Below are 20,892 nucleotides of genomic sequence, written 5' to 3'. Positions count from 1 at the left end.
GCTCCGTCGATCTCATGACCTGTTCCCTGCCGGCTTGGGCAAAAAGGTGCCGCGCCTCAGGCTCTGCTCGATGGCCTCCAGGGAACGCCCCTTGGTCTCTGGCACGCGGAAGAAGATGACGATCCAGGCGATGACGTTCACCATGGCGTACACCAACATCGCTCCGCCCAGGCTGAGCGTGCTGACGAGGGTGAGTGCGGTGGAGGTGACGAGCAGGTTCGATCCCCACAGTGCGGCTGCGTGCAGGCCGGTGGCCGCGGGGCGGATCTTCAGCGGGTACACCTCCGACCCGATCAGCCAGCCGACGACCTGGATGCCCCCGGTCTGGAAGAACATGAACGCCAGCAGCATGGCCAGTGCGAGCCCCGGGTCGGGCTGATCGTCAGAGACGATGAACAGCAGACCGAACAGCGCGATCGAGATCGCCGAGCCGGGCAGCATGGTCAGCATCAGGCGTCGGCGGCCGATCCGGTCAACCAGCAGCTTGCCGACCAGGGTCATCACCACGTAGACGACGCCGACATAGACATTGGCCTGCAGCGAGAACGTCGACGGGAATCCCACGTCGGTCAGGATGATCGGCGTGTAGTAGATCATCATTTCAAGTCCTGTGAGCTGAGTGAAGATCGCCACCGCGATTCCCGCAGTCAGTGCCGGACGCAGCCACTTCTCGCCCAAGGCCCGCCACGGCCCCTCCTCCGCCTCGCTCTCACGACGCATGACGTCCTGGATGTCCCGCACCTCTCGGTCAGCGGTCCGTCCGTCGGGCCTGACCCACCGCAGCACCCTCCGCGCGGGGTTGATGTAGTTGCGGTGCACCAGCCAACGTGGGCTCTCCGGCAGCAGGAGGATCCCGATGACCAGGATCACCGCGGGGACCACGGCGACCATGATCTTCCAGTGCCAGGCGACGTCACTGAACGCCATGTTCACCAGTGCCGCGCTCAGAATGCCGATGCCGATCGCGACGTTGAAGAACGTGACGAAACCACCGCGACGGTCCGGTGGGGACAGCTCGGCGATGTAGGTCGGGATGGCCTGGGTGCTGCCGCCCACCGCCAACCCCAGGAACAGTCGGCTGCCGATCAGCGTGAGAGGTTCGGGAGACAGACCGGCCAGAATCACCCCTACGGCGAAAATCACAGCGACCGTGACGATCGTGCTCCGCCGCCCGAACCGCACCGTGAAGGGTCCCGCCGTGAGCGCGCCGATCAGGGCGCCGAGCAGGATCGAGGAGGTGATCATCTGCTCGATGCTGTTCCTGGGGATGCTGTTGCCGAACAGCTCGTAGGATTTCGTGATCCCGAAGTCCTGGGCAATCTGGTCCAAGGTGCCGGAGATGATTCCGGTGTCATAGCCGTACAGCAGTCCGCCCAGCGCGGACACGAAGGCCACATAATAGATGTTCCGCGTCGAGGAATTGGAAGTCTCGGAAGGAATTCCCCGAAGCTTCTGCTCCTCCGGCGACAGCTCTGGCTCATCGTCGAATGCTCCGTCCCCGGAATCCTCGGGCTGACCGCCTCGTTCGGGCATACGTGCTCCTCACCGTGGACTGAGCGAAGTGACGACGGATGAAACGATAGCGAGCAGCGCAGCTGGTCACATCGAGGTTCCTCGGCGAGTTGGACAGCTGACCGATGGATGGTTGCTGGGGTATTCGTATCGGGCCTTGTCGACGCGTGAGACAGGCGGAGTCGTTTGCTACGTCAATGACGTGCCATGTATATGCGCAGCTTTGCGACAGTGCGGGATTTTCGTTTTCTGACGTCATCGCGCGGGAAAGGCTGACCGGTCATCCGCTGCGGTATCCCCGAGGCATGCGGCAGGGCGCGCGAACACCGCTGGTGCGTAGCGGCTGGTCGTGCCAGGTCTCGGGCCACGTCGAGGATGCCGCTGTAGCTATCGCCGCCCGTGAGCGCGGTCGGAGAAACGGCCGCGCCCAGCGTGGAGTTGAGCACGCGGGGCCCGACGAAGACCGCCGAGCGGCCGCCATCGGGGGGCACGGCTCCATCGCGCTGACCGGCTCACCACAGTCAGCCACCTGTGGAATGCCGGGCACATGAAACGGGAGCCTCCCTCGTGAGGAAGGACCGATTTCGCTTCTACCCGCAGGACTCGGCTGCCGTGACCAGGAGCGCACCGCCCACATTCAGATCATTGCAGGTCAACGCACCCTTCCTCGTGGCTTCAGCGCCACCGGCGGGAGGTGGGGAGCGGACAGCCGGCCTCCGTCATAGCCCTCCACTTCGCCGAACCGGGCGCTGGTCATCCAGTCCGCACGCGCCTGTGCGATCTCCTCGTGAGACCGTCCGACGAAGTTCCACCACATGACGATCTCCTCCTCGAACGGCTCGCCGCCCAGGAGCATCAACCCCGCGTCCGACGCCGCCCGCAGGGGAAGTTCGGTCCGGCCGCAGCCGAGATAGAGCATCGAGCCCGGCAGTACCGGCACACCGTCGACCTCCACCTCCCCGGACATCGACAGCACCGCGTACTCGAAGTCGGGGTCGAGGGGCAGCCGGGCGTCGGCGCCCTGGGCGAGGGAGAGGTCCGCCCCGACGATCGGGGTGTACGCCGTGCCGGGTGACCTGGCACCGTCCAGTTCGCCCAGGATCACGGTCGCGGTGAGGCCCGGTGCCGTGACGGTGGGCAGGTCGGCGTGGTGCTGGAAATGCGGTTCCACGTTCCGGTGGGCGTCGGGCAGGGCGACCCAGAGCTGGGCGCCGTGCAGGAATGCGGCGTGCGCTTTCGGGCTCTCCTCGGAGTGACTGATGGCCCTGCCCGACGTCATCAGCCCCAGCTCCCTCGGCCGGATCGTCCGTAGGCTGCCCAGGCTGTCGCGGTGCAGGACCTCGCCCTCGTGCAGCCAGCTGACCGTCTGCAGTCCCATATGAGGGTGCGGGGGGACCTGCATCCCGGGCTCGTCGGCGATGTCGTCGGGTCCGTAGTGGTCGACGAAGGCCCAGGCCCCGACCATGCGACGGCCCAGGTTGGGCAGCAGCCGGCGGACCTCCGTCGACTCACCGAGTTGCACGCGGCGCGGGGAGAGAAGCTCCCGCACCGGTTCGGCGACGACGAAACCCCGCCCTCCGCAGACGGTGGGTGTGGCCTGGCGATCGAGATTGCTCATGGCGCTCAACCTATTCCCGCGCGGCGACGGAGCGCCCGTCTCCACGCCGATAATTTAGTGGAATGTTAAACTACTGCACGGTGTTGCACCGTCGTGAGCCGTTCCGGTCAAGGAGGAGAAGTGGACGAGACCTACTACGAGTTCGGTACGCCCGCCGACCGCTGGGACCGGGCGAAGCTGTTCTTCGAAGCGAAGGAGTACGTGACCGCCGCGCGGATCCTCGGCGGGCTCGTCGAGGAGATGCCCGAGCAGGTCGCCCCGCGACTGCTGCTGGCGCGCGCCTACTACCACGCCGCGCGGCTCACCAAGGCGGAGGACGAACTGCGCGAGGTGCTGGAGCGCGACCCGGTCGAGCACTACGCGCGCCTCATGCTCGGCCGCACCCTGGAGCGCCAGGGCCGGCAGACCGAGGCGGCCACCCACCTGCGCCTGGCCGCCGCGCTGGCCGGGGAGTTCGAGCCGCCGGAGCGTAGACCTCAGGGCGCGTTGCGACCCTAGGACGTGTGTCGGGCCTGGGGCCTCATCGAAAGTCCCCACGCGTACGGGAAAGCGGCCCGTCCGGTCATTCCGAACCGTCCGGCACGGCGGGTGCCTCCGCCGTGCCGTCGTACGGGAGGATCTGCCGCAGAAGTCCGCGCGGATGCCCTCTCTTCCGCCACTCACGCGGATAGCCGATGGACACCTCCTCGAACCGCACCCCGTCGTACCACGTGGTGCGGGGGATGTGGAGATGGCCGTAGACGACTGCGGCGACGTTGAAGCGCCGGTGCCAGTCCGCGGTGAGTTCGGTGCCGCACCACTGTGCGAACTCCGGGTACCACATCACGGAAGTGGGCTCGCGGACCAGCGGCCAGTGGCCCGCGATCACCAGCGGGACGTCGGCGTCGTGGGCGGCCAGCCGCCGTTCGGTGAGTGCCACCCGCGCCCGGCACCAGGCGTCCCGGGACGGGTACGGGTCGGAGTGCAGCAGGTACTCGTCGGTGCAGACGACACCGGCCTCGTGCGCACGCTCCAGGGATTCCTCCTTGGTGGACGTGCCCGGCACTCTGAACGTGTAGTCGTACAGGAGGAACACCGGGGCGATCGCCACGGGACCGTCCGTCCCCTCCCACCGGGGGTACGGATCCTCGGGGCTCGTCACGCCGATTTCACGGCAGATCCGGACGAGGTGTTCGTAGCGTGCCTGTCCGCGTAGCCGTACGGGGTCCTTGTCCACGGTCCACAGTTCGTGGTTGCCGGGTGTCCACACCACGTGGGCGAACCGTCCGGCCAGCACCTCCAGCGCACGCGCGACCTCGTCGGCCTGCTCCGCCACGTCGCCCGCCACGATGAGCCAGTCCGCGTCGGACGTCGGGCGCAGCCGGTCGGCGACGGGGCGGTTGTCGGCGATTCCGACGTGGAGGTCGCTCACGGCGAGGAGCCGTCCCCCGTCGACGCGCGGTCGAGGTGCGGGCGGGCTCGGTGGGCTCGGCGGGCTCATGGGCCGAATCTACCCGTCCCGTCCCCCTGCCAGGCGGTTCCCCTCAGCTCCGCCGGGCTGTCGCCTCTCTGCCGACGGAGCCTCCCGGCCGGTCGGGCCGGCGGCCCCCGGTGCCTCGGGGATCCGGTGCCGGTCGGTCGGTCGGGCGACGCCGTCCGGGCGGGGAGGTCCGGTCGAGGCGGTTCGGGGCGGGGCACTGCCCCGGGAGGCGGTCAGCGAGGCTCGGGGCACGGCCGGCGCCGCAGCGCCGTCAGCAGTGCCCGACCGGCGCGCCGGGCCGCCCCCGGGGTACCGGTCCGGTCGGTGGCAGTCTCCGGAACGGGTCCGGCGTGCCCCTCCTCCGCCACGGCGGCCAGCATCCGGAAGCAGTGCGGGGCGTCCGGACGGCTGTGCTCGTCCGGGTCGGTCATGGCGTGCAGCAACTCGGCCAGGCCCGGCGAGAGGTGGGCCGGTATGGCCGGAGGGCGGTGCAGCCGCGCTATGGCGGACTCCAGCGGCGCTCCCCCGTATTCCATCTCCCCCTTGAGGGACTCGATCAGCACCAGACCGAGGCTGTAGACGTCCGAGGCCGGCCCCGCTCCCCTGCCCCGCACCTGCTCCGGTGCCAGGTACGCGGCGGTGCCCACCAGCGGGCCGGTGGCGGTGCGTGCGGCTGCGTCGAGCAGCTTGGAGATCCCGAAGTCGGTCAGGTGCGGACGCCCCGTCTCGTCCATGAGTATGTTCGACGGTTTCACATCACGGTGTACGACTCCGGCCGCGTGCACATGCGCCAGGGCCGAGGCCAGCGCGGACCCGGCCCGGCCGACCTCGGCCGGTGTCATACGGGCCGCCGCGATCCGGCGTCGTAGGGTCGCTCCCCTGATCAGCTGCATCACCAGGTAGGGGCACCCGTCCTCCTCGCCGGAGTCGTACACGGCGACCAGCCCGGGATGTTGGAGCTGTGCCAGCAGGCGGCCTTCGTCGTGGAACCGTTCCTCGGTGCGAAGACCGCTCTCCGGGCGGACGACCTTGATCGCCACCGGTCGCCGCATCCGCAGGTCGAGCCCCTCGTACACGTCGGCCGCGCCTCCGCGTCCCAGCAGGTCACCGAGCCGGTAGCGGTCCGCGAGCACACGGGTGGTCAGCCGGAACTCCGGTCGCGTCGGTGGTCTGGCCGACCACTGCGGGACCTTCATGTGCACCTCCTGTGCTCAGCGGTCACTGACCCGGCCCGTGCGGCCGTCCGTGCGTCCGCGCCCGCCGGGGCGCCGCGGAGACGCTCACGGCCGCGGCCCGGGGGCTTCGCTCTCACTCCGAAGGCGCGGCCATGAGCGACTCGTAGTACGCGCCCAGTCTGCTCAGGTAGAAGAGGTCGCTCGTGTCGTGGTCACGCTCGAACCGCGGCGCCCCCTTGATCTCGTCCTTGGTGCACCTGACCTTGACGGTCCGGGCGGCATGGTCGACAGCGGTCACCAGCCCCGCGGGTACGACCACGCTGCGGCCGAACTTCCACACACCCGCGTCGACCACCAGATGGTCGAAGCCCGGTGTCTGCGACAGCCTGACGACGGAGCCGAGGCTTCCGTCCTCCGCCTCCACGCTGTAATCGATCACGTCCGTGCCCAGCTCGGACGCCGGGCCTTGCCAGATCCATGTCGCATCCATGTTCTTAGTCCTCCGTGCTCTCGGCTTCCGGTACAGGGGCCGGGACCGTCCGTATGCCCCGGGAAGACGGAACGAAAGCAGCGCGCCCGCAGGAGTCCGCGGACGAGAGGCGTGGACCGGCGCGACGGGTCCGCGCGGAGTCCGAATCCGGATCCTTCAGATCAGGGCGGCGGGGCAGGAGCGGAGGAACCGGGTCGCGGTTCCACCCTCCCCGCACATGGCCCCGCCTTTCCGTGGGACCGAAAAAGCCCTTTTGTATGCACTCATACTGTTTTCAGCTCTTCATGCCGGGTACCACGCAGGGAGGAGCGGAACGAAGCATTCCGCCATGCCCTCACCCGTCGCACTGGAGATTCCATGTCGGCTCAGCGCAAGAGTTCGTTCGCCACCGTCAGCCCGTACACCGGGGACACCCTCGCGGAGTTTCCGCAGATCGAAGGCGAGGAGGTCGACTCCGTCCTTGAAACCGCAGGTCACGCGTTCGACGCGTGGCGAAAGCGGCCGATCGGGGAACGGGCCGCGGTGCTCGGACGCGCCGCCGAGCTGATGAGGGAGCGCAGGGAGCCACTGGCCCAGCTCCTCACGCAGGAGATGGGCAAGCTGATCTCCGAGGCCCGCGGTGAGGTGGATCTCGCGGCCTCGATCCTCTCGTACTACGCCGAACACGGCCCCGCCTTCGCCGCCGACGAGCCCCTCGATGTCGAGGAGGGAGAGGCCTACCTCGTCAGCGAGCCGCTGGGCGTGCTGCTCGGCGTCATGCCGTGGAACTTCCCGTACTACCAGGTGGTGCGCTTCGCGGGCCCGAACGTGGTCATGGGCAACACCGTCCTCGTCAAGCACGCCGGGATCTGTCCGCAGTCGGCGCTCGCCCTGGAGACGCTGTTCCGGGACGCGGGAGCGCCCGAGGGCGTGTACACGAACCTGTTCGTGAGCCACGACGAGGTCTCGCGCATCATCGACAGCCCCGTCGTACGGGGCGCCTCGCTGACGGGCAGCGAGCGGGCGGGCGCCCAGGTCGCCGAACGGGCCGGGCGCAACATGAAGCCGAGCCTCCTGGAGCTGGGCGGCAGCGACGTCTTCATCGTCCTGGACGGCGAGGGGCTGGAGCGTACGGTCGGCGCCGCCGTGGCCGGCCGGATGGCGAACACCGGGCAGAGCTGCGTCGCGTCGAAGCGGTTCATCGTGCTGGAGGACGTCTACGACGACTTCGTCGCCGGGATGCGCCGCGCGTTCGAGGCGCTGGAGCCGGGCGACCCGTCGGACGAGGCGACCACCCTGGGGCCCCTCTCCTCCGAGCAGGCGGCGGCGGACCTGGCCGACCAGATCCGCGAGACGGTCGACCAAGGGGCCGAGCTCGTCATCGGAGGCAACCGGATCGACCGCCCGGGCGCCTTCGTCGAACCGACCATCCTCACCGGCGTCAAGCCCGGAATGCGTGCCTACGCGGAGGAACTCTTCGGGCCCGCGGCGGTGATCTACCGGGTGGCCGACGAGGACGAGGCGATCGCCCTCGCCAACGACAGTCAGTACGGCCTCGGCGGCTCCGTCTTCTGCTCGGACGTGGAACGCGCCCGCCGGGTCGCCGAGCGGGTCGAGACCGGCATGATCTGGATCAACCACCCGACCTCGACGCAGGCCGACCTGCCGTTCGGCGGGATCAAGCGCTCCGGCTACGGGCGTGAGCTCTCGAAGCTCGGCATGCGGGAGTTCGTCAACCGCAAGCTCGTACGCGTCCTGCCGCCCGACGCGGAGCTGCACGGCATCGCGGGCTGAGCCGCCCCGCAGGGGGCCGCGTGCCACGGACGGCGCCGACGCCCCCGCCCCTCGACACAACCGACACCAGCAAGGAGCCACCGTGCCCGCAGTACCGGACGTGACCCTCAACAACGGCGTGCGCATTCCCCAGCTCGGCTTCGGGACCTTCCAGATCCCCCCGGAGCAGACCCGCGAGACGACCTCGGCGGCCCTGGAGGCCGGCTACCGCCACATCGACACGGCGCAGATGTACGGCAACGAGAAGGAGGTCGGACAGGCGGTCCGTGACTCCGGGCTCGACCGCACCGACGTCTTCGTGACCAGCAAGCTGAACAACGACGCCCACGCGCGCGACGACGCACTCAAGGCGTTCGACCGGAGCATGGAGGAGCTGGACCTGGACTACCTGGACCTCTTCCTCATCCACTGGCCCCTGCCCGGCAAGGGGGACTTCGTGGAGACCTGGAACGTCCTGGAGGAGATCTACCGTTCCGGCCGGGTCAAGGCCATCGGGGTGTCCAACTTCCAGCCGCATCACCTGCGTCGGCTGCTGGAGGGCAGCGTGGTGGTGCCCGCCGTCAACCAGGTCGAGGTGCACCCCTACCTCACCCAGGACGCCGTCCGGTCCTTCGGGGCCGAGCACGGCATCGCCACGGAGGCCTGGTCCCCCATCGCGCAGGGCAAGGTCCTCGGCGACCCGGTGATCGCGAGGATCGCCGAGCGGGTCGGCAAGTCGACGGCGCAGGTCGCTCTGCGCTGGCACCTCCAGCGCGGGGACATCGTCTTCCCCAAGTCGGCGACCCGGAAGCGCATCGTGGAGAACTTCGACCTGTTCGACTTCGAACTCACCGAAGGCGACATCGGTGAGATCTCCGCGCTGAACCGGGACGAGCGGACCGGGCTGGACCCCGACAGCTTCAACGGCTGAGCGGTCCGCGACGGCCGAGCGGTCCGTCGCACTGAGGGCCCGACCAACCGGTCGGGCCCTCAGTGGCGCCGGGGGCTGAAACGGCCCCAGGTGCACCCGGCAGCGGGCACGATGCCGACTGGAGTGCCGGCCGCGCTCCTGCGGCTGATCAGCCTCGGTAGGTCTCCAGCAGCCGCAACCAGACCTCGCTGATCGTCGGGTACGACGGAACCGCGTGCCAGAGCCGCTCGACGGGGACCTCACCGGCGACCGCGATCGTGGCGGAGTGCAGCAGTTCACCGATGCCCGGCCCCACGAACGTCACGCCGAGCAGCACCTCGCGGTCCAGGTCCACCACCATCCGCGCCTGTCCCTTGTACCCCTGGGCGTACAGCCCGGAGCCGGCGACGGAGGCCAGGTCGTAGTCGACGGCCCGCACCCGGTGGCCCGCCTCCTCCGCCTCGGCCAGGGTGAGGCCGACCGAGGCGGCCTCCGGGTCGGTGAAGACGACCTGCGGGACCGCGGCGTGGTCGGCGGTGGCCGCGTGCGCGCCCCACCGGTCGGTCTCCGGCAGGGTTCCCCGTGCGCGGGCGGCGATCACGTCTCCCGCGATACGGGCCTGGTACTTGCCCTGATGTGTGAGGAGGGCACGGTGGTTGACGTCGCCGACGGCGTACAGCCAGTCGCTGCCCTCCACCCGGCAGCTGTCGTCGACGGTCAGCCACGAGCCGGGCTCGACACCCACGGTGTCGAGGCCGAGGTCGTCGGTGCGCGGCGCGCGACCGGTGGCGAAGAGGATCTCGTCGGCCTCGACGGTGGTGCCGTCGTCCAGTTCCACGGTGACGGGTCCGTCGTGTCCGGCCCGGCTCACCGAGGCCGCCGAGACCCCGGTGAGGATCCGGGCGCCGGCCTCGGTCAGCGCCTCGCCGACCAGTTCCCCGGCGAACGGTTCCATCTTGGGCAGCAGCCCCTTGCCGCGGACCAGCATCGTCACCTGGGCGCCGAGCCCCTGCCAGGCGGTGGCCATCTCCACACCGACCACTCCCCCGCCGACGACGACGAGGCGGCCCGGCACCTCCTTGGCGCCGGTCGCCTCGCGGCTGGTCCAGGGGCGTACGTCGGCGACGCCGGGCAGGGAGGGGACGACGGCTTTGCTGCCCGTGCACACGGCGACGGCGTGCCGGGCGGTGAGCAGCGTCTCCTCGCCGTCGGGGCCGGTGACGGTGACCTCCCTGACCCCTGTCAGCCGGCCCTTGCCGCGGTGGACGACCGCACCGATCCCGTCCAGCCAGGACACCTGGCCGTCGTCCTTCCAGTGGGAGGTCTCCTCGTCGCGGAAGGCGAGGACGGCGTCCGCGTCGAGCGGGCCCCGCACCGCGCCGCTCAGGCCGGGGACCTTGCGGGCGTCGGCGCGGGCCACGACCGGCCGCAGCAGCGCCTTGCTGGGCATACAGGCCCAGTACGAGCACTCCCCGCCGACGAGTTCGGACTCCACCACGGCCGTGCTCAGCCCGGCCGCCCTGGTGCGGTCCGCCACGTTCTCGCCGACGGGCCCCGCACCGATCACCACGACGTCGTATTCGGTCTTCTTCACTGCGTCAGTCATGGGGCCAGTGTGATCGTGAGTGTGCGCTGCGGCCACATGGGCAGGCGGAATAGCGCAAGCGACGTCGCCGTTGTGCGGGACAGGTCCGAACGGACCCAGGAAGAGGTATCAGCGTATGAGCACCGTAGAGCTCACCAAGGAAAACTTCGATCAGGTCGTGACGGACAACGACTTTCTGCTGATCGACTTCTGGGCTTCCTGGTGCGGTCCGTGTCGGCAGTTCGCGCCGGTCTACGACGCGGCGTCCGAGCGCCATCCCGACCTGGTCTTCGCCAAGGTGGACACGGAGGCGCAGCAGGAGCTGGCGGCCGCTTTCGAGATCCGTTCCATTCCCACGCTGATGATCGTCCGTGACAACGTGGCGGTCTTCTCGCAGCCCGGGGCGCTTCCGGAGGCGGCGCTCGAAGATGTCATCGGGCAGGCGCGGAAGCTGGACATGGACGAGGTACGCAAGTCCGTCGAGGAACAGCAGCAGGCCCAGCAGTCCCAGCAGGAGAACCCGTAGGTCCTCCGGACCCGTACGGCGACAGGGGCCGGGCCACATGGCCCGGCCCCTCGTCCGTCCCCGGCCCGGGCGCCCGTCTTCGCGGGCCTGCCCGGCGGGAGCGTCAGCCGGTCTGCCCCGGCTCACCCGCCGCCGCGTCCCCCTGTGCGGCGCGGCGCTCTTCCCGCGTCCCGCCGATGTGTTCCGCGATGCGGACCGTGAGGCCGTAGTCCAGCTCGACGCCGTCCACCAGGAGCGCCTCCACGGTGTGCGTGGCCGGATCGATGTCCGCCTCCACGCCCTCGCCCGTGTAACGCGGGTAGCCCGACGCCCCCGTGTCGCCGGTGGCCGCGACGACCGCCGAGCGCAGGGCGGTACCGGGCTCGGGTGTCCCGGTGGCGTTCTCCTTGTGTTCCGGGACCAGCAGGATCTCGTAACTCTGCGGATGGCTCATGGTGCCGACGCTAGACATACGCCGTCGGCCGCGCACGTCGTGACGCGGCGGCCCGTTCAGCTGGACTCACGCGCCACGGTCTCGGCCCGCAGCAGGTCGTGGCGCTCGGGCGCGCCGCCGGGGTGCCTGACCAGCCGGTCGATCATCTCGGCCGGTGGCTGCGCGGTGGCCAGCTCCATCCTGACGGTGCTGAGCCGGGGTCTGAGCAGTCTGCCGAGCAGCAGGTCCCCGGCTCCGACGACGGCCGTCTCGGCGGGCACCTCGACGCCCGCGTCCTGCAGGGCCCTCATCAGCAGCATCGCGTACTCGTCGTCGTAGGCGAAGACGGAGTCCAGTCCCAGGGCCCGCCACCGCGCGGCGAGTTCGGCGGCCGAGGACTCCTCGTACCGCAGGGGCAGCGGCTGGATCCGGGCACCCGTGGCGGACGTCTCGGCCGCGTGGAGCGCTCCCGCCAGACGCGGCTCGGAGAACAGTGCGAGACCGGCCTCCTGGGGCATGACCACCCCGATCCGCCGGCGGCCGCGGCCGAGCAGATGCCGTACGGCGCCGGCGCCGACCCCCCGCTGGTCCAGGACCAGGGCATGGGCGCCCTCCACGGGCTGCGGGCCGAGGGTGATCACCGCCTTGGCGCCGGAACGTGTCAGCACGGATATGCCCTGGGGGGTGAGCCGCACGCCACCGGGTGCGACGACGGCGACGGGCCGGAGTTCGGCCCAGGCCCGCACGGCCTCGTCGGCGTCGAGACCGGCGCTGCCGTACTGCACGACGGTGTAGTCCAACCGCCGCAGGTCGGACTGCAGATCCGTGAGGAAGCGCTGCTGGAGGGGGACGGCCGGAAGGTGGACGGCGGGCAGCAGCACCATTCTGCTGTGCCCGGCCCGTAGGCTGCGGGCCGCCGCGTGCGGGACGTAACCGAGGCCGGACGCGGCTTCCCTGACCCGTCGGCGGGTCGCGTCGCTGATCCGCACGGTGGTGTTGTCGTTCAGTACATAGGACACGGTGGCCCGCGACACCCCGGCGGCCCGCGCCACATCGGCGCTGGTCGGGACGGAGGTACGGGCGGACTGCTCGGGTAACTGGCTCATGGCGTCGGGCAGTCTTCCAGACCCGGTGAGCGGTCACTCGGACCGGGGCCACCACTTCCGCACCCTGACTCTCACGCTGGAGTCGAGGTCGACGGTTCACCGTGGGGAGACCGCTCGGCCACTCTCCGTACAGGATCCGGCGGAGCGTCACCGGCCCCGCTCCACAGGCCCGTTCCGGCTGGCAATACGGTATTGCGATGACGTTTCACCAGGACCACAGCAGCGACAGCTCCACCGACTTCCCCGGCCGGACCGGCCGGGGTGCCACCACCCAGGCCGACCCCCTCGACGTAGGCCCCGTACGCACCTCGTATGCCCCCGACCGGGACGGCGACCCCGACCCGGGGGAGATCGTGTGGACCTGGGTGCCGTTCGAGGAGAACGACGGGCGCGGCAAGGACCGGCCGGTGCTCGTGGTGGCCCGGGAGGCGACGGGCACGGTCCTGGCGGTGCAGCTGTCGAGCAAGCGGCACGACGAGGAGCATGAGTGGGTGTCGCTCGGGGCCGGGCCGTGGGACAGCTCGGGGCGGCCCTCCTGGGTGGACCTGGACCGGGTGCTGCGGGTGCACGAGGACGGGATGCGGCGCGAGGCCTGCGCCCTGGACCGGGGCAGGTTCGACCTGGTCGCGGGGCGGCTGCGGGAGCGCTACGGCTGGAGCTGAGCGGCGAACACCCGGGTGAACGCGGACCGGACGGGGGCCTGGGGGCCGCGCTCCAGAACGGCGAGAACGACCTGTTCGAAGTGGCCGGCGAACCGTCCCCCGTCGGCCAGCAGGGCGTGGAACGCGCCGGCCACCTCGGCCGGGTCGTTGCGGAACACCCCGCACCCCCAGGCGCCGAGCACCAGCCGGCGGTAGCCGCACACCGCCGCGACCTCGAGCACCCGTTCGGCCCGGCTCGCGAGCGCGGCGGGGACGAGGTGGGCCCGGTGCGGCTCCTGCCGGCGGATGACCCCCGCGTTGGGCGCGGGAGAGGTCAGGAAACCGGCCGTGTACGGGGTGTCGAGGAGACGGCCCCGGTCGTCCCGGAAGACCGGGACCCCGGGCGAGTGGACGACCCGGTCGCTGTAGAACGCGCTGCGCTCGGCGCGGTGGTGGGCGTAGTACTCCGGGGCGCGCAGCAGTGTCGCGTACAGCGCCGAACCGCGGCACAGGGACTCCTCCTGGGCCTGCGCGCCGTTGAGGTAGCCGCCGCCGGGGTTGCGGGCGGAGGCGTAGTTCAGCACGGCCACCTTGCCGGGTGAGGCGGCGGTCATGCGCCGGGCCGCCTGCAGACTGCTCTCGCCCGTCACCTCGAACACCGGGGCGCGGTCGGTGTCCAGGACGGCGACGGGGACCGGTTCGGGCCCGTACATCCGGGTCCCGGAGAGCGCGGCGGACAACGCGCACCCGATCGTCACCTGCCGCCCGGCCTGCGTGCGGTAGTGCCCGGCCTCGACGACGGCCTCCGTCTCGCGCGCGATGCCGCGCAGCCGTGCGCTCATCGACGCTCCCCCGTGTGGTGCATACGGGGCATGCTGGACGCCCGGACGGCATGGACGCAACCGGTTTTCCGTCCTCCAGGGGCACCCTTGCGCGAACTCCGGTTACGAGTTTGGGTGGTAAGGACGCACCCCAAGAGGAGGCCCCAGCATGCCCCTGGACACTCCCGGCGCGCACGGTCCGGCCGTTGAGGCCGAGCCCCTCGACGAGGACGAGGCGCAGGACCGGCTGCGCGGCATATGTTTCAAGACGGGACCGCCGCGGACCGTCGGTGTGGAACTCGAATGGCTCATCCATGACCGCGAGCGCCCCGAGGCCGCCGTCTCCCACGAGCGCCTGACCGCCGCCGCCGACGCGGTGCGCGCCACTCCACTGGACTCGGCTCTGACGTTCGAGCCGGGCGGACAGCTGGAGCTCAGCTCCCGGCCCGCCGGATCCCTGACGGCATGTGTGGACGCCGTGTCCGCCGACATGGCCGCCGTCCGTACCGTCCTCGCCCGGTCCGGGCTCGAACCGGTCGGTCTCGGGGTCGATCCGTGGCAGCCACCCCGTCGGCTGCTGAAGGAACCGCGTTACGCCGCCATGGAGGCGGCGCTCGACCGTTCGGGAGACTCCGGACGCGCCATGATGTGCACGTCCGCCTCCGTCCAGGTCTGCGTGGACGCCGGTGAGGAGGAACCCGGCCCGCTGGGGTTCGGGCGGCGGTGGCAGCTCGGGCACCTGCTGGGCGCGGTGCTCGTGGCGGCCTTCGCCAACTCGCCCTTCCGGCAGGGTGTGCGCACCGGCTGGCGTTCCACCCGGCAGGCGCTGTGGGCCGACCTCGATCCGGCCAGGTCGCTGGCCCCGCCGGTCCGCCGCTCCCCTCGGGACGACTGGGCCGGATATGTGCTGGACACACCGGTGATGTGCATCCGCAGTGATGACGGCACCCCCTGGGCCGTTCCCGAGGGCCTGACGTTCCGGGACTGGATCAGGGGCGGCGGGCCCCGGCCCGCGGTGCGTGCCGATCTCGACTACCACGTGACGACGCTGTTCCCGCCGGTGCGTCCGCGCGGGCACCTGGAACTGCGCATGATCGACGCCCAGTCGGGCCCCGACGGCTGGCTGGTGCCGCTGGCCGTCACCACTGCTCTCTTCGACGACCCGGAGGCGGCCGAAACCGTGTACCGCACCGTGAAACCTCTGGCCGAGACGGCGGGCCCGTCTCCCGCGCCCCGCAATCCGCTGTGGACGACGGCCGCCCGGGACGGGCTCGCCGATCCGGAACTGGCCGCCGCCGCGAAGGTGTGCTTCGCCGCCGCCTCCCGGGCGCTGCCCGGACTCGGCGCGAGCGGTCGTGTGCAGGACGCCGTCGCCGCGTTCACCGACCGCTATGTGGTGCGGGGCCGATGTCCCGCCGACGACCTGACCGACCCGACCCCGATGCGGCACGGAAGGGGACCGGCCCGATGACCGACCACGCACCCGGTCTCCCGCACGGACCGGAACTCGACGCGGAGGCCCTGCGCGAGCGTGCCCTCACCGCTCTCGTCACCGCGCGGGCACGCACCGCCCTACTCACCGACAGCGTCGACGACCACGACCTCACCGCCCAGCACTCCCCGCTGATGTCGCCCCTGGTCTGGGACCTGGCGCACATCGGCAACCAGGAGGAGCTGTGGCTGCTGCGCGCCGTGGGCGGGCTGGAGGCGATCCGCCCGGAGATCGACGGACTGTACGACGCGTTCGAGCACTCCCGGGCCAGCCGGCCCTCACTGCCGCTGCTGCCGCCCGCCGAGGCGCGGATCTACGCCGCCGACGTACGCGGCAGGGCCCTGGACATCCTCGAAGGTGCCCCGCTGCACGGTGCGGGCCGCCCCCTGGAACGTGCGGGTTTCGCCTTCGGCATGATCGCCCAGCACGAGCAGCAGCACGACGAGACGATGCTGATCACCCATCAGCTGCGGTCGGGACCGGCGGTGCTGGACGCGCCGGAACCGCCGCGGCAGACGGACGCGGTCGCGCTCCCGGCGGAAGTCCTGGTCGAGGGCGGTCCGTTCACCATGGGCACCTCCACCGAACCGTGGGCACTGGACAACGAACGGCCCGCGCACCGACGGGACGTGGGCGCGTTCTTCATCGACACCGCCCCGGTGACCTGCGGCGCCTACCAGCGTTTCATCGAGGCGGGCGGCTACGGCGACGAGCGCTGGTGGGCGCCCGAGGGCTGGGCGATGGTCCGCGAGCACGAGCTGTCGGCGCCGCTGTTCTGGCACAAGGACGCCGGACAGTGGCTGCGCCGCCGGTTCGGGGTGACCGAGCCGGTGCCCTCCGACGAGCCGGTGCTGCACGTGAGCTGGTACGAGGCGGACGCGTACGCCCGGTGGGCGGGCCGGCGGCTGCCGACCGAGGCGGAGTGGGAGAAGGCGGCCCGGCACGACCCCGCGTCGGACCGTTCACGGCGCTATCCCTGGGGCGACGGTGATCCGACCCCCGAACACGCCAACCTGGGACAGCGCCATCTGCGTCCGGCGGCCGCCGGGGCGTACCCGGCGGGGCGGTCACCGTCGGGCGCCGGACAGCTGATCGGTGACGTGTGGGAGTGGACGTCGAGTGACTTCCTGCCCTACCCGGGGTTCGTCGCGTTCCCGTACCGGGAGTATTCGGAGGTGTTCTTCGGGCCGGGCCACAAGGTGCTGCGCGGGGGTTCGTTCGCGGTGGACGCGGTGGCGTGCCGCGGCACGTTCCGCAACTGGGACCTGCCGGTGCGCCGCCAGATCTTCTCGGGCTTCAGGACCGCGAGGGACGCCTGATGTGCCGTCATATCGCCTACCTGGGGCCGCCGGTCACCTTGGGCGAGATACTCACCGCCCCGGAGCACTCGCTCGTGCGCCAGTCCTGGGAGCCGCGCCACCAGCGGTCCGGCACGGTCAACGCGGACGGTTTCGGGGTCGGCTGGTACGCGGACGGGGACCCGGTGCCCGGCCGCTATCGCCGGAGCGGACCCGTCTGGGGCGACGAGACGTTCGCCGATCTGGCCCGGGTGGTGCGCAGCACGGCACTGCTCGGCGCCGTGCGGGACGCCACCTGGGCGGGTGCCGACGGCGAGGCCGCCGCCGCGCCGTTCGCCTCGGGCCCTCTGCTGTTCAGCCACAACGGGGCGGTGCGGGGATGGCCCGCTTCCCTGACGCGGCTGGCCGGCACCCTGCCCCCGGAGCGGCTGCTCGACCTGGCGGCGCGCAGTGATTCGGCGCTGGTCTGGGCGCTCGTGCTCCGCCGGGTCGCGGAGGGCGACGAGCTCTCCGGCGCACTGGCGGACACCGTGATCGACATCGCCGCGGCGGCTCCCGGCTCCCGGCTCAATCTGCTGCTCACCGACGGTGCGGTGATCGCGGCGACCGCGTGGGGCGACTCGCTCTGGTATCTGCACGAACCGGGTGTGCGCACGGTGGTGGCCTCCGAGCCGTACGACGACACCCCGTACTGGCACGAGGTCCCCGACCGCACGCTGCTGGCCGCGACCCGTGACGACGTCCTGCTGACCCCGCTCAAGGAGCCCCCCGAGTGAGTCCCTTCCTGCTGACCCGCACCCTTCCGCTGGACGCGACGGACGCGGCGCTGCGCGCCGATGTGCTCGACGGCCTGACCCGGAAGCCGAAGTCGCTGCCGCCGAAGTGGTTCTACGACGCCCACGGCAGCGACCTGTTCGAGGAGATCACCCGCCTGGAGGAGTACTACCCGACCCGCGCCGAACGCGAGATCCTGCGTGCCCGCGCCGGCGACATCGCGGCGGCGTCCGGGGCCCGCACCCTGGTCGAGCTGGGCTCGGGCTCCTCGGAGAAGACCCGGTACCTGCTGGACGCGCTGCCGGACCTGCACACGTATGTGCCGGTCGACGTCAGCGAGAGCGCCCTGACGAACGCGGCCGAGGCGCTGCCGGCCGAGCGCCCCGGGCTCGCCGTGCACGCCCTGATCGCCGACTTCACCCAGACCCTTGAGCTTCCGGACACCCCGGGGCCCCGGCTGGTGGCGTTCCTGGGCGGGACGCTGGGCAATCTGCTGCCGGGCGAGCGCGCCGAGTTCCTGCGGGACCTGCGTGCCCGGCTCTCACCCGGTGACAGTCTGCTGCTGGGGACGGACCTGGTGAAGGACGAGGCGACGCTCGTCGCGGCGTACGACGACGCGGCCGGGGTGACGGCGGCGTTCAACAAGAACGTGCTGTCGGTGGTGGACCGCGAGCTGGGGGCGGACTTCGAGCTCGATGACTTCGACCACGTCGCCCTGTGGGACGCGGAGCACGAGTGGATCGAGATGCGGCTGCGCGCCCGCCGGGCGCTGACGGTGAAGATCCCGGAACTGGACCTGGTCGTGCCGTTCGAGGCGGGCGAGGAACTGCGGACGGAGATCTCGGCGAAGTTCCGTGAGGAGGGGGTGCGCAGGGAGCTGGCCGTGGCGGGGCTGCGGCTGGACGAGTGGTGGACGGACACGGCCGGCCGGTTCGCCCTCTCCCTCTCGACGGCCCGCTGACCGGCCCGTGCACGGGCGGGGTACGGCACGAGCCCCTGAGTTCTCGTGCCGCACCTCTCGGCCGCCCGTGGGACGGGGCGGCCCGTGACGCCGGTGCCGTGCCGGGTCAGCCCGTGATGAGTGTGGACGTGATGCGTTCGGACGCCTCCTTGGCCTCCTCGGCCGGGTCGCCGCCCATCAGCACCGCGGTCATGTACGGCTTGATCGGGTTGACCGCCTCGACGGCCGCCCAGTGCGGCGAGTTGGGGGTGGCGCGGCCCTGGGCGGCGCCTTCGGCCATCGCGGCGGTGCCCTCCTGTCCGTCGATGACGTGCGCGAGGGAGGGCTTGTTGGGGACGTAGCTCATCGTGCGGGCGAGCTCCTTCTGCCACTTCTCCCCCGCCAGCGCCTTGACGACCTCGATGCCCTCTCCGCGCTCCTTGCTCTTCTCCGGGACGATCAGGTCCGAGCCGCCGGTGAAGACGGCCCCCGGCTTGTCGGCACGCTTGCCGGGGATGGGGAAGAAGCCGAGCTTGCCCTTGAGTTCCGGGTTCTTCTGCTCGATGGCCGCGGCCTCGCCCGGAGTGGTGATGATCTGGGCGACGTCGCCCTTGGCGAACACGTCGGTCTGCGGGGGTGTCTCCTCGTCGGCGTCCTTGGGCCCGTCACCGTGCTGCTGGAGCTGCTTGTAGAACTCCATGCCCTTGAGCGCGGCGGGTGTGTCCAGCGCCCCCTGCCAGTCGCCGCCGTTGTCGTCGGCCAGCTCCCCGCCCTCGTCCCAGATGAACCCGGACAGGACGTACCAGTTCTGTCCCGCGAGGTAGATGCCCTGCCGGCCCGAGGTGTTCAGCTTCTCGCTGATCTCCAGCCACTCCTTGCGGGTCCGGGGTGTCTCGGTGATGCCGGCCTGTTCGAAGAGGTCCTTGTTGTAGATGACGACGCGGTTGGCCGCGTACCAGGGGATCCCGTACTGCCCGCCGTTGACGCTGCCGGGCTGTGCGAGACCGGGAAGCCAGTCCTCACCGCCGAGGTCCCGCATCGACTCCAGGGTCAGATCGCGCAGGGCCCCGCTCTGCGCGTACTGGGCGACCTGGGTGTTACCGACCTCGATCACGTCCGGTGCGTCGTTCCCGTCCAGCACCTTCATGACCTTGGGGCCGATGCCGCCCCACTCCTGGATGACGAACTCCAGTTCGACCGAGGGGTGCTCCTCCTCGTACGACTTCGTGAAGCGGTCCAGGAAGTCCTGGGAGACGCTGCCCTTCATCAGCCACACCGTCACCGTGCGGCCGTCGCCGCCCAGGCCGGGAAGGTATCCGCAGCCGCTCAGCGCGAGGGAGGAAACGAGCACGACGGCTCCGGCCAGAATGCGGTTCTTCACGAGGGTCACCTTCTGCGAAACGGCACGACGGAACACAGGACCCGGGTGGGGGGCTGCGGGCGGCGCTCGCACGGGCGTGTGGCTGGATTTTGGTATGGACCAATAGAGAGGTCAAGCCCCGCCGACCGAGGGGGCGACGGCTCCGCAGCCTCGCGCCGCAACGCGGAGTAAGGCACCGTGGAAGGACGAAAGGAGACATTAGATGTCCAATCACACCTACCGGGTCACCGAGATCGTAGGAACCTCCGAGGAGGGCATCGACGCGGCGATTCGCAACGGCGTCGCAAGGGCCTCCGAAACGTTGCACAATCTCGACTGGTTCGAAATGAGACAAGTGCGCGGCCACATCGAGAACGGCCGGATCGCCCACTTCCAGGTGGGCCTCAAAGTCGGCTTCCGGCTCGACGGCGACGGCTGACAGGGGCACGCGATGGCCGGCCCGGATACGCGCCCCGCGCCCGGCGCGAAGCGTTCAGGTACGCCCCTCGCGCTCCTGGGCGTCCCTCATCCGAGGCGAGGGGGCGGCCCAGCGGGCCCGCACGACGGTGAATCCGGAGCGTTCCGCCGCGTCGCAGACCTGTTCGTCGTCGTCGACGAGGAACAGGACGTCGCGGTGCCCGGCCAGCCGTTCCAGGATCTCCAGCTTGGTGTGACGGGCCGGGCGGCGATCGTCGTCGCGGCGCATGTGGACGGCGCCCTTCGGCAGCCCATGGCTCTCCAGCCAGTCCAGTGTGTCCCGCCGGCAGCGCTCGGGCCGGCCGGTGAGGTAGACGACCTCGCACTCCCCGGCACTGGCCAGGGCCAGCTCCACTCCTTCGGCCAGCGGCGGGTCGTCGGTGGCCGCCGAGAAGAACGCCGCCCAGTCGCGGCGCCCTTTCTCCAGGAAGCGCTGCCGATGTCCGGCGTCCGCGAGCGTCCCGTCCAGATCGAACACGGCCAGCGGCCGAGCGTCGTCTCTCACACCGCCCACCCTAAGGGCTGTCCCGTAATCCCTGGCGGG

General features: G+C 70.8%; 21 protein-coding genes. 10 read left to right on the top strand and 11 right to left on the bottom strand.

Annotation, left to right across the window (positions count from 1 at the left end):
- Nucleotides 1-12: 12 nt before the first annotated feature.
- A complete protein-coding gene (locus tag SACTE_RS30960) occupies nt 13-1,533 on the bottom strand; it encodes a sugar porter family MFS transporter (protein WP_014049963.1) in 1,521 nt (506 codons plus the stop codon).
- Nucleotides 1,534-2,164: 631 nt separating this feature from the next.
- Complete coding sequence (locus tag SACTE_RS30955; RefSeq protein ID WP_014049962.1) at nt 2,165-3,130, bottom strand: pirin family protein; 966 nt, start codon at nt 3,128-3,130, stop codon at nt 2,165-2,167.
- A gap of 120 nt (nt 3,131-3,250) precedes the next feature.
- Between SACTE_RS30955 and SACTE_RS30950 the strand changes: the two genes are divergently transcribed.
- On the top strand, nt 3,251-3,628 hold the full coding sequence (locus tag SACTE_RS30950) for a tetratricopeptide repeat protein (RefSeq protein WP_014049961.1): 378 nt from the start codon (nt 3,251-3,253) through the stop codon (nt 3,626-3,628).
- 64 nt (nt 3,629-3,692) lie between these two features.
- On the opposite strand, the gene SACTE_RS30945 is transcribed toward SACTE_RS30950, so the two are convergent.
- From SACTE_RS30945 to SACTE_RS30935, 3 genes are all read right to left on the bottom strand, one after another.
- Nucleotides 3,693-4,610: a metallophosphoesterase gene (locus SACTE_RS30945; protein WP_014049960.1), complete on the bottom strand. Its 918-nt coding sequence runs from the start codon at nt 4,608-4,610 to the stop codon at nt 3,693-3,695.
- Between the two features lie 212 nt (nt 4,611-4,822).
- Nucleotides 4,823-5,785 carry a serine/threonine-protein kinase gene (locus SACTE_RS30940; RefSeq protein WP_014049959.1) on the bottom strand — a complete coding sequence of 321 codons (963 nt, stop codon included), beginning with the start codon at nt 5,783-5,785 and terminating at the stop codon, nt 4,823-4,825.
- 112 nt (nt 5,786-5,897) lie between these two features.
- Entirely contained in the window at nt 5,898-6,254 is a 357-nt protein-coding gene (locus SACTE_RS30935) for a hypothetical protein (RefSeq protein ID WP_014049958.1), read from the bottom strand.
- Nucleotides 6,255-6,611: 357 nt separating this feature from the next.
- Between SACTE_RS30935 and SACTE_RS30930 the strand changes: the two genes are divergently transcribed.
- Nucleotides 6,612-8,027, top strand: coding sequence for an NAD-dependent succinate-semialdehyde dehydrogenase (locus SACTE_RS30930; RefSeq protein WP_014049957.1), 1,416 nt, complete (start codon nt 6,612-6,614; stop codon nt 8,025-8,027).
- An 82-nt stretch (nt 8,028-8,109) separates the two neighbouring features.
- Entirely contained in the window at nt 8,110-8,937 is an 828-nt protein-coding gene (locus tag SACTE_RS30925; RefSeq protein ID WP_014049956.1) for an aldo/keto reductase, read from the top strand.
- Between the two features lie 148 nt (nt 8,938-9,085).
- Here the strand turns inward: SACTE_RS30925 and SACTE_RS30920 are convergent, their stop codons facing one another.
- A complete protein-coding gene (locus SACTE_RS30920; protein WP_014049955.1) occupies nt 9,086-10,522 on the bottom strand; it encodes an NAD(P)/FAD-dependent oxidoreductase in 1,437 nt (478 codons plus the stop codon).
- A gap of 115 nt (nt 10,523-10,637) precedes the next feature.
- Here SACTE_RS30920 and trxA point away from each other — a divergent pair, with 115 nt between their 5' ends.
- On the top strand, nt 10,638-11,027 hold the full coding sequence (trxA, locus tag SACTE_RS30915) for a thioredoxin (protein ID WP_014049954.1): 390 nt from the start codon (nt 10,638-10,640) through the stop codon (nt 11,025-11,027).
- A 103-nt stretch (nt 11,028-11,130) separates the two neighbouring features.
- Here the strand turns inward: trxA and SACTE_RS30910 are convergent, their stop codons facing one another.
- On the bottom strand, nt 11,131-11,460 hold the full coding sequence (locus SACTE_RS30910; RefSeq protein WP_019993238.1) for a hypothetical protein: 330 nt from the start codon (nt 11,458-11,460) through the stop codon (nt 11,131-11,133).
- A gap of 56 nt (nt 11,461-11,516) precedes the next feature.
- Nucleotides 11,517-12,545, bottom strand: coding sequence for a LacI family DNA-binding transcriptional regulator (locus SACTE_RS30905; protein WP_014049952.1), 1,029 nt, complete (start codon nt 12,543-12,545; stop codon nt 11,517-11,519).
- Nucleotides 12,546-12,742: 197 nt separating this feature from the next.
- Here SACTE_RS30905 and SACTE_RS30900 point away from each other — a divergent pair, with 197 nt between their 5' ends.
- Nucleotides 12,743-13,207, top strand: a complete 465-nt coding sequence (locus SACTE_RS30900; protein WP_014049951.1) for a type II toxin-antitoxin system PemK/MazF family toxin — start codon at nt 12,743-12,745, stop codon at nt 13,205-13,207.
- Here the strand turns inward: SACTE_RS30900 and SACTE_RS30895 are convergent.
- Nucleotides 13,192-14,028: a TIGR02452 family protein gene (locus tag SACTE_RS30895; RefSeq protein WP_014049950.1), complete on the bottom strand. Its 837-nt coding sequence runs from the start codon at nt 14,026-14,028 to the stop codon at nt 13,192-13,194. The genes SACTE_RS30900 and SACTE_RS30895 overlap by 16 nt on opposite strands.
- A 148-nt stretch (nt 14,029-14,176) precedes the next feature.
- Between SACTE_RS30895 and egtA the strand changes: the two genes are divergently transcribed.
- Genes egtA through egtD form a run of 4 tightly spaced genes read left to right on the top strand, consistent with a single transcriptional unit; the run spans nt 14,177 to nt 18,532 of the window.
- A complete protein-coding gene (gene egtA, locus SACTE_RS30890) occupies nt 14,177-15,478 on the top strand; it encodes an ergothioneine biosynthesis glutamate--cysteine ligase EgtA (protein WP_014049949.1) in 1,302 nt (433 codons plus the stop codon).
- Nucleotides 15,475-16,818 carry an ergothioneine biosynthesis protein EgtB gene (egtB, locus tag SACTE_RS30885; protein ID WP_014049948.1) on the top strand — a complete coding sequence of 448 codons (1,344 nt, stop codon included), beginning with the start codon at nt 15,475-15,477 and terminating at the stop codon, nt 16,816-16,818. The genes egtA and egtB overlap by 4 nt, the downstream gene beginning before the upstream one ends.
- Complete coding sequence (egtC, locus tag SACTE_RS30880; RefSeq protein ID WP_014049947.1) at nt 16,818-17,573, top strand: ergothioneine biosynthesis protein EgtC; 756 nt, start codon at nt 16,818-16,820, stop codon at nt 17,571-17,573. Before egtB ends, egtC begins: the two co-directional genes overlap by 1 nt.
- On the top strand, nt 17,570-18,532 hold the full coding sequence (egtD, locus tag SACTE_RS30875; RefSeq protein ID WP_014049946.1) for an L-histidine N(alpha)-methyltransferase: 963 nt from the start codon (nt 17,570-17,572) through the stop codon (nt 18,530-18,532). The genes egtC and egtD overlap by 4 nt, the downstream gene beginning before the upstream one ends.
- A 106-nt stretch (nt 18,533-18,638) precedes the next feature.
- On the opposite strand, the gene SACTE_RS30870 is transcribed toward egtD, so the two are convergent.
- Entirely contained in the window at nt 18,639-19,892 is a 1,254-nt protein-coding gene (locus tag SACTE_RS30870; RefSeq protein WP_014049945.1) for an extracellular solute-binding protein, read from the bottom strand.
- Between the two features lie 202 nt (nt 19,893-20,094).
- On the opposite strand from SACTE_RS30870, the gene SACTE_RS30865 reads away from it, so the two are divergent.
- Nucleotides 20,095-20,310 carry a dodecin gene (locus tag SACTE_RS30865; protein WP_014049944.1) on the top strand — a complete coding sequence of 72 codons (216 nt, stop codon included), beginning with the start codon at nt 20,095-20,097 and terminating at the stop codon, nt 20,308-20,310.
- Nucleotides 20,311-20,364: 54 nt separating this feature from the next.
- Here SACTE_RS30865 and SACTE_RS30860 read toward each other — a convergent pair whose 3' ends face one another.
- Nucleotides 20,365-20,853, bottom strand: coding sequence for a nucleotidase (locus SACTE_RS30860; RefSeq protein WP_014049943.1), 489 nt, complete (start codon nt 20,851-20,853; stop codon nt 20,365-20,367).
- Nucleotides 20,854-20,892: the final 39 nt, after the last annotated feature.

It is taken from the genome of Streptomyces sp. SirexAA-E (assembly GCF_000177195.2).
Classification (GTDB): domain Bacteria; phylum Actinomycetota; class Actinomycetes; order Streptomycetales; family Streptomycetaceae; genus Streptomyces; species Streptomyces flavovirens.
Note: the sequence above shows the minus strand (reverse complement) of the source record. Positions and strands in the feature narration are given on the sequence as shown.